Below are 14,210 nucleotides of genomic sequence, written 5' to 3'. Positions count from 1 at the left end.
GGTACTGCCGCTAGTACATCATCAAGCATAATTCCTAACCCACCATGTACCTTTTGATCAACATAATCTATAGGTTGAGGCTTCCAAATATCGAAAATTCTAAATAAAATAAAGCCACAAAGCATCCAGGCCCATCCTTGAGGAGCTAAAAACATGGTTAACAGATAGCCAACTACCTCATCCCAGACAATACCTTTATAATCATGGATCCCCAGGTCTTTGCTGACTCTATCGCAAACCCATACACCTAAAATAAAAGCAGCCAAAGTGAATAAGAGATACATCGCCCAACTACAATTCATCAGCAATAAATAAACAGGAACTGCAGCTAGAGTACCCCAAGTACCAGGTGCTGTGGGCATTAAGCCGGAACCAAAGCCAAAGGCGATAAAATAAAGAGGATCTTGCCAAACACGCTGTGCTAAATTTTTTGGTTTCATTATTATTCTCAAGTGGTCTTTTAAAACGAACTTAAAAGTGCACATAACCACGTGGAACGAGTTCGTTGCACTGATTATCGGACATTTTAATTCGTAATCCAGGCTTTTCCTCAATTTTCCCAATCGGATAACACGTTAATGCTGCGTTTTTCAATGCAATCATTAATGAATCAAGTTGCTGCTCTGGAACAGTAAAACATAACTCATAATCATCACCGCCTGTAAGGGCCAAGTCAACTGCTTTATCAGGATAATATTGGTATAATAAAGGATGAAGAGGAATTGCGTCTTGATTCAAACAAGCACCCACACCGCTGGCCACACAAATGTGATTAAGATCCGCACTTAATCCATCGGATATATCTATAGCAGCAGTCGCATACTGACGCAAGAAACTACTTAAATCAATACGAGGCTGCGGATGAAGTAATTTATGCCTTAATTCTGTTTTATCAGCTAATGGAATATCTTTTGCATCAAAAAGTTTAACCGCCAAAGCTGCTGCACCTAATTGCCCAGAAACCAGAACAATGTCGCCAGGCATTGCCCCACTACGACGTAACTCTTGCCCCTGAGGTGCTTGACCAAAAACGGTTAGCGTAATAGATAATGGCCCATGGGTCGTATCACCACCAATCAAAGCCATATTAAATTGCTTCAAGGACTCACCTAAGCCACGCGCAAAGGCAGCAAGCCATTCAGCATTCATTTCTGGCAAAGTTAAAGCCAAAGTTGCCCAACAAGGCTGAGCTGCCATGGCAGCTAAGTCGCTAACATTGACCATCACCGAACGGCATGCAATATCGTAAGCATCCCATTCGGGAAGAAAATGCACATTAGCAACCAAGGTATCCGTACTTACTAATAAATTCATCCCTTTAGAAACACGTAAACAAGCGGCATCATCGCCGATACCTAATAAAACATCCTCACGTGTTAAACCTAAAGGTTTAAAAAATTGTTCGATTAGAGAGAACTCATTCATTGCCAAGACTGATTTCTACCGAACGAACCTGTTGTGCCAGATTGTTTAATACGCCGTTGACATAGCGGTATCCATCTTGTGAACCAAACTCTTTGGTTAAAGAGATGGCTTCATCAAGCACCACCTTATAAGGAACTTCCGGGCAGTGGAATAATTCAAAAGAACCAAGACGCAGCACGGTCAGCTCAATTGGATTTAACTCGTGTACTTCCCTATCTAAAAAAGGAGAAAAACTGTTTTCCAATTCATTTATATGTTCAGGAATACCATAGAGTAGACGACAAAAATAATCGACATCTACTTTGCTCATATTGTTTATAAGTCGGAATTGCGCTTCTATTTCAGACACTTCACTCCCTGACATGAACCATTGATAAAGTGCCTGAAGCGCTAATTTACGAGCTTTTCTTTTACCACTTATTGACTGCTTTTCCACTGTAACCTCATGAATTCTTTTGCTTATTTAGGTCATTCCCTAATGCGAATCAAAATCCTTTTTAGAAAAACTACACTAATCTTTCTTCATCTGATCAATCGTTTGTCTAAAATCACTTACATCTTTAAAACGCTTATACACTGATGCAAAACGCACATAGGCGACGTGATCTAAACTAAATAATGCCTGCATTACTAATTCACCTACCAATCGAGAATCAATTTCACGCTCACCTCGACGGCGGATTTCCTGAGTAATCGCAATAATCGCTTCTTCCAAAGCATCAACGCTCACAGGTCTTTTTTCCAAGGCTCTTAACATCCCCGAACGTAAATTATCAATGCTAAATGGCTCTCGCCGGCCATCACGCTTAATAATTGAAGGCATAATTAATTCCGCTGTTTCAAACGTAGTAAAGCGCTCGTGACATTCAAGACACTCGCGCCTTCTGCGTACTTGGGCACCATCAGCCACTAAACGCGAATCAACAACTTTGGTTTCTTCTGCATGACAAAATGGACAATACATGATTACCTATAGACTGGAAATTCACGACATAAGCGCAATACATCTTCTTTTACCCTGGCTATGGTCGCTTCATTGTTAATATCATCAAGAATATCAGCTACCCAATTCGATAGAAGAGTAATTTCTTTTTCCTTAAATCCTCTGGTGGTCACTGCAGGAGTTCCCAACCGTAAACCGCTGGTTACAAAAGGTGAACGTGGATCATTAGGCACTGAGTTTTTATTCACGGTAATATTTGCTCTACCCAAAGCAGCATCAGCATCTTTACCGGTAATGTCCTTATTAATTAAATCAACCAATAATAAATGGTTATCCGTACCGCCAGAAACAATGTTATATCCACGATGCATCAAAACAGAGCTCATTGTTTTTGCATTTGCCAATACCTGTTCTTGGTAGGTTTTAAACTCAGGTAATAATGCCTCGGCAAAAGCGACTGCTTTTGCTGCAATCACATGCATTAATGGACCACCCTGCATACCAGGAAAGACAGATGAATTTAATTTCTTTTCAATCACCTCATTTGCACGGCATAAAATTAAGCCGCCACGTGGACCTCTTAATGTTTTATGGGTTGTCGTCGTAACCACATCGGCATAAGGCACAGGAGAAGGATATAAACCTACAGCAATAAGACCAGCAACATGCGCCACATCAGCCATCAGATAAGCGCCGACTTTATCCGCGATTGCTCTAAATCGTGGCCAATCAAGGACACGTGAATAAGCAGAAAAACCGGCAATAATTAATTTGGGTTTGTGCTCCATGGCCAAACGTTCCAAAGCATCATAATCGATTAGCCCAGTATGTTCATTAACACCATAAGGCACTGCTTCATAGATTTTACCAGAAAAATTAACTTTGGAACCATGCGTAAGATGCCCACCATGTGGTAAGGACATACCTAAAATAACATCACCAGGAGCTAATAAAGCCATCATCACTGCCGCATTAGCCTGTGAACCTGAATGCGGTTGTACATTCACATAATCGGCAGCAAAAAGTTTTTTTGCGCGGGCAATGGCCAAGTCTTCGGCCACATCAACATACTCACAACCGCCATAATAACGCTTGCCAGGGTAACCTTCGGCGTATTTGTTCGTCAACACCGAACCTTGCGCCTCCAAAACACGTGGACTCACATAATTTTCCGATGCGATCAATTCTATATGCTCTTCTTGTCGACGTTGCTCATCAACAATAGCCTGAAATAATTCTTTATCAAAATTTTCTATAGTATAGCTTCCATCAAACATAAGTAATCCTTAGCCTGAAAATTGTTACATCAAGGTTTCACAACAATATCGTTAATTACGCTGCTTACACCATCTACACCTGCAGTAATAGCGCCGGCTCTTTGTTTTAATCGTTCTGTAGGAACAAAACCACTGAGTTGTACTTGGTCTTTAAATGTTTTAACTTGTATTGCAAATCCAGTAGAGCCCAGCTCATTCACTAAAACAGCCTTGACCTTTGTTGTCGTAGTCGAACTATCGAGAAACTCTCCAGTGCTCTCACTGCCGGGAGATGCGACACAGGCCCCCAGAATTAAAGAGAGCAATCCGACACACAGTATTTTAAGAAAGTTATGCATCACTGGAATTCCTTAACTTAAATAAAAAAACGCCAATAGACTACCACAAAATTTAGTTGGATACGAATTCAGACTGAATTCGTAATCCAGTTCCCAAGGCAAGGAACATACCTTTTCATATACAGATTGGCGCTTAACTTACGGAGTCCAACAACAAAGTGCAGCAACCTACATCACGAACAACACTCAAATTATCGACTACCAACAATCCCCCAAATTAATTATGTCCTTCGACGTTATGTTGCTGATCCAGAGTTTTAGATCCAGATGCAGCAGGAGGCATCGCTGTAGGCCCATTAACCCTGCCATGCCCGTGGGCATTTGGTTGTACCTGCGCTTGTGGCTGGGATTGTAGTGGCATAGGGCGTGTTTGAGGTTGTGGTTGCTGTGGACTAACGACAACGGCTTGTCCGCCTGGACGATGGTTACCATGAATCGGTGCATTAGCATGATTATTGACCTGGCCTTGGTACACTCTTGCTTGTGGCGCTGGTCGATAACCAGGGGTCTGATGGTGCTCATGGCGATGTTCGTCATAACGATGAATTTCAACATATGGCGGTGGTGGTGGATAATAGCCTGGTTCATAATATCCTTCTTGAACGACACAAGAAGTAAGCAAAGGCAATAACAGCAAACTGGGGATAACTCGTTTCATTTTATAATTCCTCAATAAAAAAGGGAAGCTACATTAAAAATGCAACTTCCCTATTAATAAGCGATTACTACGTTGCTTATCTAGTTGATATCTCTGCTTTAGCGCCTTTTTTCAAGAAAGGAACAACGTGTACAGTACTGTCTACATTCGTCCAACCAGAATAAACAACTCCATAAGGAGATTGAATAGTGAGGTACATTCCACTATGGCAATAAAAATAATAGAACAAGCTAATATAGTGAGGTGCTTCATAACGGTAGATACTGAAATCAATAGTGCTGCCATCATCAAAAGTACCGTACACATAAACATCAGTAAAACTGTCATTAATCACTTCGATTTGGCAATAACCTGGGTACATCATCTCTTTAGCAACGGATTTTTTATCAGCAGCATCTGCTTTAGGATTCAAGTGCACATTCGCTGCAAAAAGATTGCTAAACAGACCGAAACAGACAACAAACAACAAGGACTTCAACTTCATGGTTTTCCCCCTTTTGTGATGAAAGTGGCATAGTAACAAAGTATTGTATTTAGTCAATAGGTTATTTTTATAACCACGGATAAATAAAAAATAAAACAATTAAGGTAATAACATATCTCTTTCATGGTATATTTAGCGCCGTTTTATAATGTGGGGTGCATTTATGAAAAAACGCTTGACCATCATGGGAATAGCCTTACTCGTTGTTTTCGGCGGTATTATTGCTTTTAACTTATTCAAAGCATTCATGATTAAACGGTTCTTTGCAAGCTATCAACCCCCAGCTGTTTCTGTGGCTTCAGCCATAGCCCAAGAAGTAAATTGGCGGCCAACCATCCATGCCATAGGTAATTTCGTCGCCATTAATGGTGTTGATTTAGGCTCACAGGCATCGGGCAATGTCGTGCAAATCGATTTTGAATCAGGGCAATTTGTCGATAAAGACGCGCCTTTAATTACCATTGACGATGCAGTTGATCAGGCTGTATTAAAATTTAACCAATCCGACTTAACCCTGAAAACCTTAAGTTATAAACGTCAAACTGACTTATATAAAAGAGGTGCTACGCCTATTTCCAGTGTTGACGAAGCAAAAGCCACTTTGGATCAGGCACAAGCCAAAGTAGATCAGACCCAAGCGCAAATTAAACAAAAACACATTAGCGCCCCCTTTGCTGGTCGTCTTGGGATACGACAAGTGAACCTCGGACAATTCATCAGTCCAGGACAAACTACGATTGTTTCTTTGCAATCCCTGGATCCATTGTACATTGAATTTTACCTTCCGGAACAACTTTATAAAAAAGTACATCCAGACCAGAGCATTACTTTTTCTTTAGAAGAATTTCCGAATACGCTGTTTGAAGCCAAAGTATCCGCAATTAACTCTAAAGTAGATCTAAACACGCATAACGTCTTAGTTCAAGGTACTTTAGCGAACTGCCCTGCTCAAGCGCTCAAGGATCCCGAAAATTCGCCGCTGATAAAAGCACGCCAAGAACCTGGCGGCACTAAGTTAATTATCTCATGCAATACAGAGACAAATATTGCCAATAAAATACGCAAATATACCTTTGTACCTGGGATGTTTGCTGCCATTGAAATTGAACAGAGGGTACAACCACATACCATCATTGTTCCTTCAACCGCAGTATCGTATAGCTTATATGGTAACTCAGTTTATGTTATTGAAAAAGATAAAGAGGGTAAGAAAAACAAAGATGGTTCTGATGTCCTAAACGTCAATCGCGTTTTTGTTACTACGGGTGAGCAACGTGGAAATTATACCGTGATTAAGAAAGGAGTGAAGGCGGGTCAATTAGTGGTTAGTGCTGGTGAAGTCAAATTACAAAATGGAACCCCAGTTGCAATCAATAATAACGTCAGGCTGAATGATACCAGCGATCCCGAGCTGCTTGGACAATAAAAACCACGCGACTCCATTAAAAATTCGTCGAGGATAGATAGAATTTGTTGGCAAGGCTTTCCCGGATTAGGGCTTCGTCTAATCCGGGCTACAAATTACAAACTTAAGGATGCGTTTAGGCTGCCTCAGCAATACCTTTATTAATAGATAAGCATTACTTTTTGTCAGGATAACTTATGAAATTTACCGATCTTTTTATCAAACGGCCAGTCCTTGCCATGGTAATTAGCCTGCTCATTTTCCTTTTTGGTATTAATGCCATTTATAACATGCAAATTCGTCAATATCCGCGTATGGATAATACGGTCATCACCATTATGACCGGCTATCCAGGCGCAGATGCGGATCTTATTGCTGGATTCATTACCTCCCCCTTGGAAAATGCAGTAGCCAGTGCGGAGGGGATTGATTATATGACCTCATCCAGTACCCAAGGCCTCAGTACGATCACCTTGAACATTAAATTGAACTTTGATCCACAAGTCGCCTTTACCGATGTGACGAGTAAAGTGCAACAGACAATTAACCAATTGCCTAAAGAGGCACAGCAGCCCGTTGTTTTAAAAACTTCGGATTCATCAACAGCTTTAATGTACATCAGCTTAGACAGTACTGAAATGACACCCCAGCAGATTACAGACTATGCAACTCGCGTCGTACAACCGCAATTACAAACAGTTGACGGCGTTGCTAAGGCCGAAATCTTAGGTGGATCCACCTATTCCATGCGTATATTTCTAAATCCTATAAAAATGGCTGCCCTAAATGTCGCCCCAGCGGATGTCTCTGCGGTACTTGCAAAAAACAACTTTTTAACCGCCGCCGGTAATACTAAAAGTGAATACGTCGCCATCAGTATTACAGCAAAAACTGACCTTAACGATGCCACTCAATTTAGTAACTTGATTGTCAAAAGTGATAAGGGTTCTATAGTTCGTTTGCATGATATAGCGAAAATTGAATTAGGTTCACAAAATTATGACAGTTCGGTAACCTTCAATGGTAAGAAGGCCGTATTTATCTCCATTACCCCAACCCCTACCGCCAATCCATTAACTGTAATTAGTGATACCCGAAAATTATTGCCTTCGATCATTAAAGAATTCCCCCCTTCACTAACAGGAACAATTGTTTATGATGCCACGGCATTCATCCGCGCCTCTCTCGATGAGGTCACTCATACCATTATTGAAGCCGGTATCATTGTCATCATCGTGATTTTTTTATTCCTTGGTTCACTCCGCTCCGTTCTTATTCCCATAGTAACCATACCTCTTTCCTTAGTGGGTGTATGCACCCTGATGCTCATGCTCGGATACAGTATTAATTTACTAACTTTACTTGCCTTTGTATTGGCCATTGGTTTGGTAGTGGATGATGCGATTGTGGTCGTAGAGAATGTCCATCGTCATATAGAAGAAGGGAAAAGCCCCTTTGATGCCGCCATCATTGGCGCGCGCGAAATCGCTACCCCGGTTATTGCGATGACAATTACTCTGGCAGCAGTTTATGCCCCTATTGGTTTCATGGGTGGCCTCACTGGCGCTTTATTTAAAGAGTTTGCCTTTACCCTGGCTAGCGCGGTTATTATTTCCGGGATTATTGCGCTCACTTTATCACCGATGATGTGCTCTAAAGTATTATCCGCCAACATTAGCGATGGAAAATTTGTGCACTTCCTCGATACCTTTTTTAATAAGCTGAAGGATAAATACCAGCGTACCTTACATAGCTTATTAGATACACGGGCAATTATGCTGTTATTTGCTGCCGTGGTTATCCTGATGCTGCCTTATCTGTATACGCATACCTCTGCGGAAACAGCACCTGATGAAGATCAGGGCTTCTTTTTTGTCATGGCCGTACCTCCTCAATATGCAACGCTTAACTATATTGAAGCCTTTACGAAACCATTTGATGAAATTTATAAGAGCTTCCCTGAAACAGAGAATTTCTTTACCGTAAACAGCAAGCAACCTGTTTCAGGAATGGTACTAAAACCATGGAATGAACGAACGAAAAGTCAATTTGCCTTAAAGCAGCCCTTACAAGATAAATTATCACAAGTCGCAGGATTAAATGCCTTTGCAATTGTCCCTCCTCCTCTACCCGGTGGCGGCGGCGGTCCCCCCGTACAATTTGTGATAAAAACCACGAATGATTTTCAAAGCTTATTGGATATATCCAGCCAACTTGCTGAAAAAGCTAAAAAAAGTGGTTTATTTATTTACGTTGATAACTCACTTAAATTCAACCAACCACAAATTGAACTAACCATTAACCGTTCAAAAGCCTCAGAAATGGGATTAGACATGCAGGCAATTGGGAGTAGTTTGACGAGCGCCCTCTCCGGTAATTACGTTAATTACTTTAATTTACAAGGCCGTAGTTATCAGGTTATCCCGCAACTCACCCGCTCATTTCGCATGTCCCCCGAACAATTGGGACGTATTTATGTTAAGAGCGTTAATGGGACGATGGTCCCGCTTTCAACGGTTGTAACTGCCGTGGAAAAAACAGCACCGAATGCAGCAACTCATTTTCAACAATTAAACTCCGCCACCATTCAAGCGATTATGATGCCTGGAAAAACTTTAGGTGAAGGTTTGCATTTTTTACAAGAAGCAGCCAATGAAACCTTACCCAAAGGGTTTTCCTATGATTTTGGCGGCGCATCAAGACAGTTCATGCAAGAAGGAAGTGCTCTGGTGTTTGCATTTATCTTTGCAATCATCATTATTTTCTTAGTCTTATCGGCGCAATATGAGAGTTTCCGCGATCCATTAATTGTTTTAATCAGTGTACCCATGTCCATTTGCGGTGCCTTAATCCCCTTAAACTTAGGCTTGGCAAGCATTAATATCTACACTCAAGTTGGTTTGATTACCTTGATTGGCTTGATTTCCAAACATGGTATTTTGATCGTGGATTTTGCCAATCACTTGCAACGCGAGAAAAATTTGGATAGACGTGCCGCAGTAGAAGAAGCCGCGGGAATTCGCTTAAGACCAATTCTCATGACTACTGCCGCGATGGTTTTTGGGGTGTTGCCACTATTAATTGCCAGTGGTGCTGGAGCTGTAAGTCGTTTTGACATTGGCTTGGTCATTGCCACCGGCTTGTTAATTGGGACGTGCTTCACTTTATTTGTGGTGCCAACAATGTATACCTATATTGCTGAAGATCATCGTCCTAAAAAATCGGCAACACCGGAATAATGAACTTAACGAGTTAGAGATAAGAAAGTTCATGATAGATCGGATCATAGCCCCCAATAAAACCCGGGCTATGATCTCAAATGATACAATCCTTTTAATTAAACCTTCTTCCCGCCGAAGCATCAGGCTTTAAGATATCCTCTCTTTCGTCCCCTTGCTGCGTAGCAAAAAAAGAATCTCTTACCGAACTTGCATCATGTCTTTTTTCTTCCTCAGCACCGGCTTGGTGATGCGCTTGTTTTGGCTCAGTAAAAAATTCAGCGCGTGCCCGTTTCTTTTTAGGCTCGCTTATATTATTGGCTTTGCCTTTTTTTCTTTTAGAAAAAACAGTAGAGGTATTTTCTTCTGCTCGAACAGGCTTTTCTTCTTCTGCCAAACATACTCGTTTACGGCATATTTCCGTTTTTTCAAGCGGCATTCGTTGACGTTTACTCCCTGCAGATTGCATACCCGGGGAATCAGGAGAAGCATTCTCTAGCTCATTAATTATTTCGCCTTCCTTCTGCTGACGAATAACTTGTTTTGCAAGCTTAAGCAAATCTCTGAATGTTGGCTCTGGGCTTAAATGTTCCTGTCGCGCTTTTCTTACATTATTCTCATATGCAGCAACCAATAAATCAGCATTTTCTGTATCAACACCCTTCGCAATCAGGATAGCGATCATTTCCTGATGGCTATATGCGGACATACTCACCGTAGTTAGCCTACGCGCTAAAGCCGTACTGGGCGTGCGTCGTCCTGCCATGGTAACTGGATTTTGGGTGCCGATGACGGCAAAACCAGGGATTCGCGGGCGCTCGCCCTCAGGAGTCATTCCCATCAATAAGTCATTGAGAAAACGTTCCATCATCGGTGAGCTATTGATTTCATCAATAACAACGATAGCCCCTTCATGAAAAGCAGTGAGCAATAAACGTTTTTTATCCTCGGTTTGCATGCTCACAGGCATTCGATAGAAAGGCTTTTCAGGTACTTTCTTCTCAGGATAAGAAAAATAATCATGCACTTCTTCATAACCATTGACACGTAAGACTTCAATGACTAGCTCACTTTTACCAATTCCCGGCTCCCCTTCAATAACCATCCCCCCCAAACCACCGTAACATTGAGCTTCGTTCAATGCGTGCTCTTTTTTAAATTGACTTAAAGCCAGTAAATCATGCAACTGCTGGGTGAGACAAGCGCGTGATGGTGTGCTAAGGTAGCTGGAATTTTTTACCGCTGCTGGAGCTCCTACCTTTATTGGTAAAGTAATTTCTGGTTTAAAGCAGCTATCAAATTCAACACGATAGCATTGAGGCACCAAATCTTTAGCAAACTGATAAGCATAGTGCTGCGCAGCAAGATAAGATTCCTCGGCTGTTGGCTGTTGCTGATGCGCATAGGATAATACCTGCAATACCATCATTTGCAGTTCACGAGGAGAAATTAATATCCGCTCTTCGGAGCGCTCACAAATATAACGATAAACCTCAAGCGCAGGCTGACAAATCATAAGCGCATCCTCAGCTAACTCACTGTGCGCAAAAACAGGCTTCAAAATATCTTCATAAATAAACTCAAGGGGCATAGGCTCAAAAACAAGTGCCTGACCATGGCGGGCAAAAAATGGAGCCAGCCTGCGTTCATCACCGTAATTAACGGGATTACCGGCAAATACCACCTTATGATTGCTACTTAGAGGATAATAAGTTCCATTAATTAAGATTCCCGGTGGCTCACTAAATAAACCTTCAAATTCACTCCATTGACGAGGGCTTAAATTTGCCTCATCAATAAAAAGAATTTTACGTTTATCTGATTGATCTAAAACCCAATCTAAAAGTTTTGCCTCACCTTGATACAAGGTGCTCGTTGTTGAGTTAAGATTTTTCGCTACAAAAGTAGACTTCCCGACTCCGGTAAGGCCGCTTAAAAATACATAAGGCGAATAGGCCAGTACACGATTGACTTGCTCAAGACGCTGCTGATTAAATGCTCTAGCAATGTCGGCACTATGTTCCACATTAAAATCAGCAAATCGAATTTTTCCTGGTAGATGGTATAACCCCTGCCAAGCATCCGCTGTCTCTATTCCATGCGGATTAATACGCTTATAAGTAAGACGCGCGTTAAGCTGGCTTAAGCCTTCCTTTGCCAAAAGATGCGCATCAAGCACTTCTATTTCATCCTGAGTATAGGTTATTGCTAGAATTTCTTGTTTATTATATGCGTTAACTTGATGCTTTTTTCGTGGAAGATAATCAAAATGGACCGTATCCTCACTCACTAAGATCAACTGCCCAGCATTCTGCGTTGCGGCTTTCCGTTGTAATAATAATGGGGCTAATGCATCACAAAGCTCTACTGAAAAATGCCCTTTTAGTATCACTTTTTGTTTATTATCTAATGCCTTTAAAAGCGCTCCAGCAGATTGACTAAACTCATACCGCAAGCTTTGTTTATTCTGTGTGGACTGCAGTTGTAGCAGCAAATCACTTCCAGAACACTCGGACACATCAATGATTTGCAAATCGCGCTCATTCTTAGTGAGTGTGGCAATTGTGGCATCTGGATCACTACTTTCAAGAACAAGAGTCGGTGCATCGCCAAAGGAACTATCCCATAAATCAAAAAGAGGCTCTGTAGGTGCTGGCAATAAATGCTGTAAGGCTGTTGGCACAGAAACCGAGGGTGCACAGGAGCAACGTAAGTGCACGTTGTATTGGCGGCAAGCATCTAAAACCATAGCCCATTGATGCTCATCGATACTGCGTGTAATCAGAATTTCAATACACTTATTTTCGTTTCTGGCAATTAAACCGGGTAAGGTCTCTAGTGTTTTTCCAATATTATCACATTCGTATTCTTGGAAAAATGTACTTAATCGCCCAGGATTCATAGACACAAGTGCATTTGATGGCGCCACAAAAGATACTTGGCGCGCTAATTTAGCCCAATCATAGCCTTCATGTTTTAGCAACTGCAACGTACTCGGAATGAGTAAACGCCTCCCTTCATAGTCAATATAACCACGTGAACAGGCATGGCGCCAAAATTGGACAAATTCAGGGAGATCCCATAAGCCATTATAAATTGCTAAAGGTAAGCCGGTGTTTAATGCCCTTATAAGCTCCCCTTCTACAAAGATGAATTTGTCTTTTTGAATGACCCATTTTCCTAATAAACGCTCTTTCCAATCCAGTGCCTGATATAAATTAATCACCGTAACCTTTTGTGCCCCCTCGGAGGTATTAATCGGTAACAGCTCAATTTCTTGCGTCAATTGAGCACAACGAAAAAGGCTGGTTGCTACGATGTCAAAGCGCGAATAAAAATCAGCTCCCTGATAAGCAGTTGCTTTTTTAGGATTAATAAGCCCTATTATTTGTGCTGCTTGCGGTAAGGGAGTGCCATCGGCGCGCGGTTGCTCATCTAACAGCTGATTAAAACGTACCACATCATCTGCCTCAAAGTTATCATAATTAACCACAATGAGTGGTGCGTGATGCGCCATTAGAAAATCATAAAAACGGCCGCCCGGACCAGGATGCACCACCCCGAGACCATTTTCATTACTCATAAAGGGCGCTGAACAGGCTAAATCATCAGGTGAATCAACATAGAAAAGCGGCCGCGATACACTGCGACTGTATTTTTCTAAGAGCAACTGCATCGCCTGCACCCCTTCAGTACTCTCTAACTCAAGCAGTTGCTTCTTGGGGCCGCTCTGCACTAGCTGCTGCACATAAATAGCTACGGACGCAGCCATAGACTTCTGTTTCTGCCATGTTTGCAAAGCCTTATCAAAATCCACTGAGGTGAATATTTGGGTAATAATGCGAATAAGATTTCCAGCATCCACAGGCAAGCTCTGCAAACAGCTCAAATACTTAGTACGCTCAGTAGCAGATAGACCGCTTAGACTAAGCGCGAGCTGACTTTTATAATCTTGTGGATAAGACGCGATAAACCGACTCAATAATTCGAGCGTGTAAAAAGAAGCAAGTGGCTCATTCATTGCCAACACCCAAGCAGGAACCCCTCGAATAGTCCGCAACAATAAACCGGACAAGGCATCGCTTGCAATATATCCTGGTGATGGCAATTGCGATAATAGTGAATGCTGATAATCCTCTGTACCACACATCAAGAGTAAGCCCCCCTCGCGAATAAAGGCAGAAGGATCTTTAATACTTGGTGTGGGCAGTGAATAATTACCAAGTACAGAAATCAGGCGTCCCACGCTCCGGTGTATGAGGAGAATAAGCTGATTTCTGGCGCAAGGAATAACCCCTTTTGCGAAATTAGGATCGTAAAACAGCCATTTCTGGGCGCTCGGAGAATAGAGCACCGCTATAACATGCCAAGGATTATATAATATCATAGAGGCAGGCCCGGTGTTTAAAAATTCCTCTAGATTATCGCCAAGATAAGTCTGCTCTGCCTGACATGTTACATC

The 14,210-nt window shown here is 41.8% G+C and carries 11 protein-coding genes; 2 read left to right on the top strand and 9 right to left on the bottom strand.

Annotated elements, in window-relative coordinates:
* From LDG_RS08575 to LDG_RS08540, 8 genes are all read right to left on the bottom strand, one after another.
* Positions 1 to 440, bottom strand: a 440-nt coding sequence (locus LDG_RS08575; RefSeq protein ID WP_040535066.1) for a phosphatidylglycerophosphatase A family protein, incomplete at its 3' end; no start/stop codon positions are given.
* A 31-nt stretch (positions 441 to 471) separates the two neighbouring features.
* On the bottom strand, positions 472 to 1,425 hold the full coding sequence (gene thiL, locus LDG_RS08570) for a thiamine-phosphate kinase (RefSeq protein WP_040535063.1): 954 nt from the start codon (positions 1,423 to 1,425) through the stop codon (positions 472 to 474).
* Positions 1,418 to 1,861, bottom strand: a complete 444-nt coding sequence (nusB, locus tag LDG_RS08565; RefSeq protein WP_006870882.1) for a transcription antitermination factor NusB — start codon at positions 1,859 to 1,861, stop codon at positions 1,418 to 1,420. Before nusB ends, thiL begins: the two co-directional genes overlap by 8 nt.
* A gap of 75 nt (positions 1,862 to 1,936) precedes the next feature.
* Complete coding sequence (gene nrdR, locus LDG_RS08560) at positions 1,937 to 2,389, bottom strand: transcriptional regulator NrdR (protein ID WP_006870881.1); 453 nt, start codon at positions 2,387 to 2,389, stop codon at positions 1,937 to 1,939.
* Between the two features lie 2 nt (positions 2,390 to 2,391).
* The gene (gene glyA / locus LDG_RS08555) at positions 2,392 to 3,645 is read right to left on the bottom strand and encodes a serine hydroxymethyltransferase (protein ID WP_006870880.1); all 1,254 of its coding nucleotides are present in this window, start codon (positions 3,643 to 3,645) and stop codon (positions 2,392 to 2,394) included.
* A 29-nt stretch (positions 3,646 to 3,674) separates the two neighbouring features.
* Positions 3,675 to 3,983, bottom strand: coding sequence for a BON domain-containing protein (locus LDG_RS08550; RefSeq protein WP_040535060.1), 309 nt, complete (start codon positions 3,981 to 3,983; stop codon positions 3,675 to 3,677).
* Positions 3,984 to 4,200: 217 nt separating this feature from the next.
* Positions 4,201 to 4,641, bottom strand: coding sequence for a hypothetical protein (locus LDG_RS08545; protein ID WP_040535057.1), 441 nt, complete (start codon positions 4,639 to 4,641; stop codon positions 4,201 to 4,203).
* Positions 4,642 to 4,717: 76 nt separating this feature from the next.
* On the bottom strand, positions 4,718 to 5,125 hold the full coding sequence (locus LDG_RS08540) for a hypothetical protein (RefSeq protein ID WP_040535054.1): 408 nt from the start codon (positions 5,123 to 5,125) through the stop codon (positions 4,718 to 4,720).
* Positions 5,126 to 5,288: 163 nt separating this feature from the next.
* Here LDG_RS08540 and LDG_RS08535 point away from each other — a divergent pair, with 163 nt between their 5' ends.
* Together LDG_RS08535 and LDG_RS08530 are read left to right on the top strand one after the other, a co-directional pair.
* Positions 5,289 to 6,551 carry an efflux RND transporter periplasmic adaptor subunit gene (locus LDG_RS08535; protein ID WP_006870875.1) on the top strand — a complete coding sequence of 421 codons (1,263 nt, stop codon included), beginning with the start codon at positions 5,289 to 5,291 and terminating at the stop codon, positions 6,549 to 6,551.
* 176 nt (positions 6,552 to 6,727) lie between these two features.
* The gene (locus tag LDG_RS08530; RefSeq protein WP_006870874.1) at positions 6,728 to 9,769 is read left to right on the top strand and encodes an efflux RND transporter permease subunit; all 3,042 of its coding nucleotides are present in this window, start codon (positions 6,728 to 6,730) and stop codon (positions 9,767 to 9,769) included.
* A 94-nt stretch (positions 9,770 to 9,863) separates the two neighbouring features.
* Here LDG_RS08530 and LDG_RS08525 read toward each other — a convergent pair whose 3' ends face one another.
* The gene (locus LDG_RS08525) at positions 9,864 to 14,135 is read right to left on the bottom strand and encodes an AAA family ATPase (RefSeq protein ID WP_148263540.1); all 4,272 of its coding nucleotides are present in this window, start codon (positions 14,133 to 14,135) and stop codon (positions 9,864 to 9,866) included.
* Positions 14,136 to 14,210: the final 75 nt, after the last annotated feature.

Source organism: Legionella drancourtii LLAP12 (assembly GCF_000162755.2).
Lineage (GTDB): Bacteria > Pseudomonadota > Gammaproteobacteria > Legionellales > Legionellaceae > Legionella > Legionella drancourtii.
This window is presented reverse-complemented; position numbering and strand designations above follow the sequence as displayed.

Bases quoted from the DNA above. Each gene is read 5' to 3' on its own strand.
- LDG_RS08545 (WP_040535057.1), bottom strand. From the start codon at position 4,641: ATGAAACGAGTTATCCCCAGTTTGCTGTTATTGCCTTTGCTTACTTCT.
- nrdR (WP_006870881.1), bottom strand. From the start codon at position 2,389: ATGTATTGTCCATTTTGTCATGCAGAAGAAACCAAAGTTGTTGATTCG.
- LDG_RS08535 (WP_006870875.1), top strand. From the start codon at position 5,289: ATGAAAAAACGCTTGACCATCATGGGAATAGCCTTACTCGTTGTTTTC.
- glyA (WP_006870880.1), bottom strand. From the start codon at position 3,645: ATGTTTGATGGAAGCTATACTATAGAAAATTTTGATAAAGAATTATTT.
- LDG_RS08550 (WP_040535060.1), bottom strand. From the start codon at position 3,983: ATGCATAACTTTCTTAAAATACTGTGTGTCGGATTGCTCTCTTTAATT.
- thiL (WP_040535063.1), bottom strand. From the start codon at position 1,425: ATGAATGAGTTCTCTCTAATCGAACAATTTTTTAAACCTTTAGGTTTA.
- LDG_RS08530 (WP_006870874.1), top strand. From the start codon at position 6,728: ATGAAATTTACCGATCTTTTTATCAAACGGCCAGTCCTTGCCATGGTA.
- LDG_RS08525 (WP_148263540.1), bottom strand. From the start codon at position 14,135: ATGATATTATATAATCCTTGGCATGTTATAGCGGTGCTCTATTCTCCG.
- LDG_RS08540 (WP_040535054.1), bottom strand. From the start codon at position 5,125: ATGAAGTTGAAGTCCTTGTTGTTTGTTGTCTGTTTCGGTCTGTTTAGC.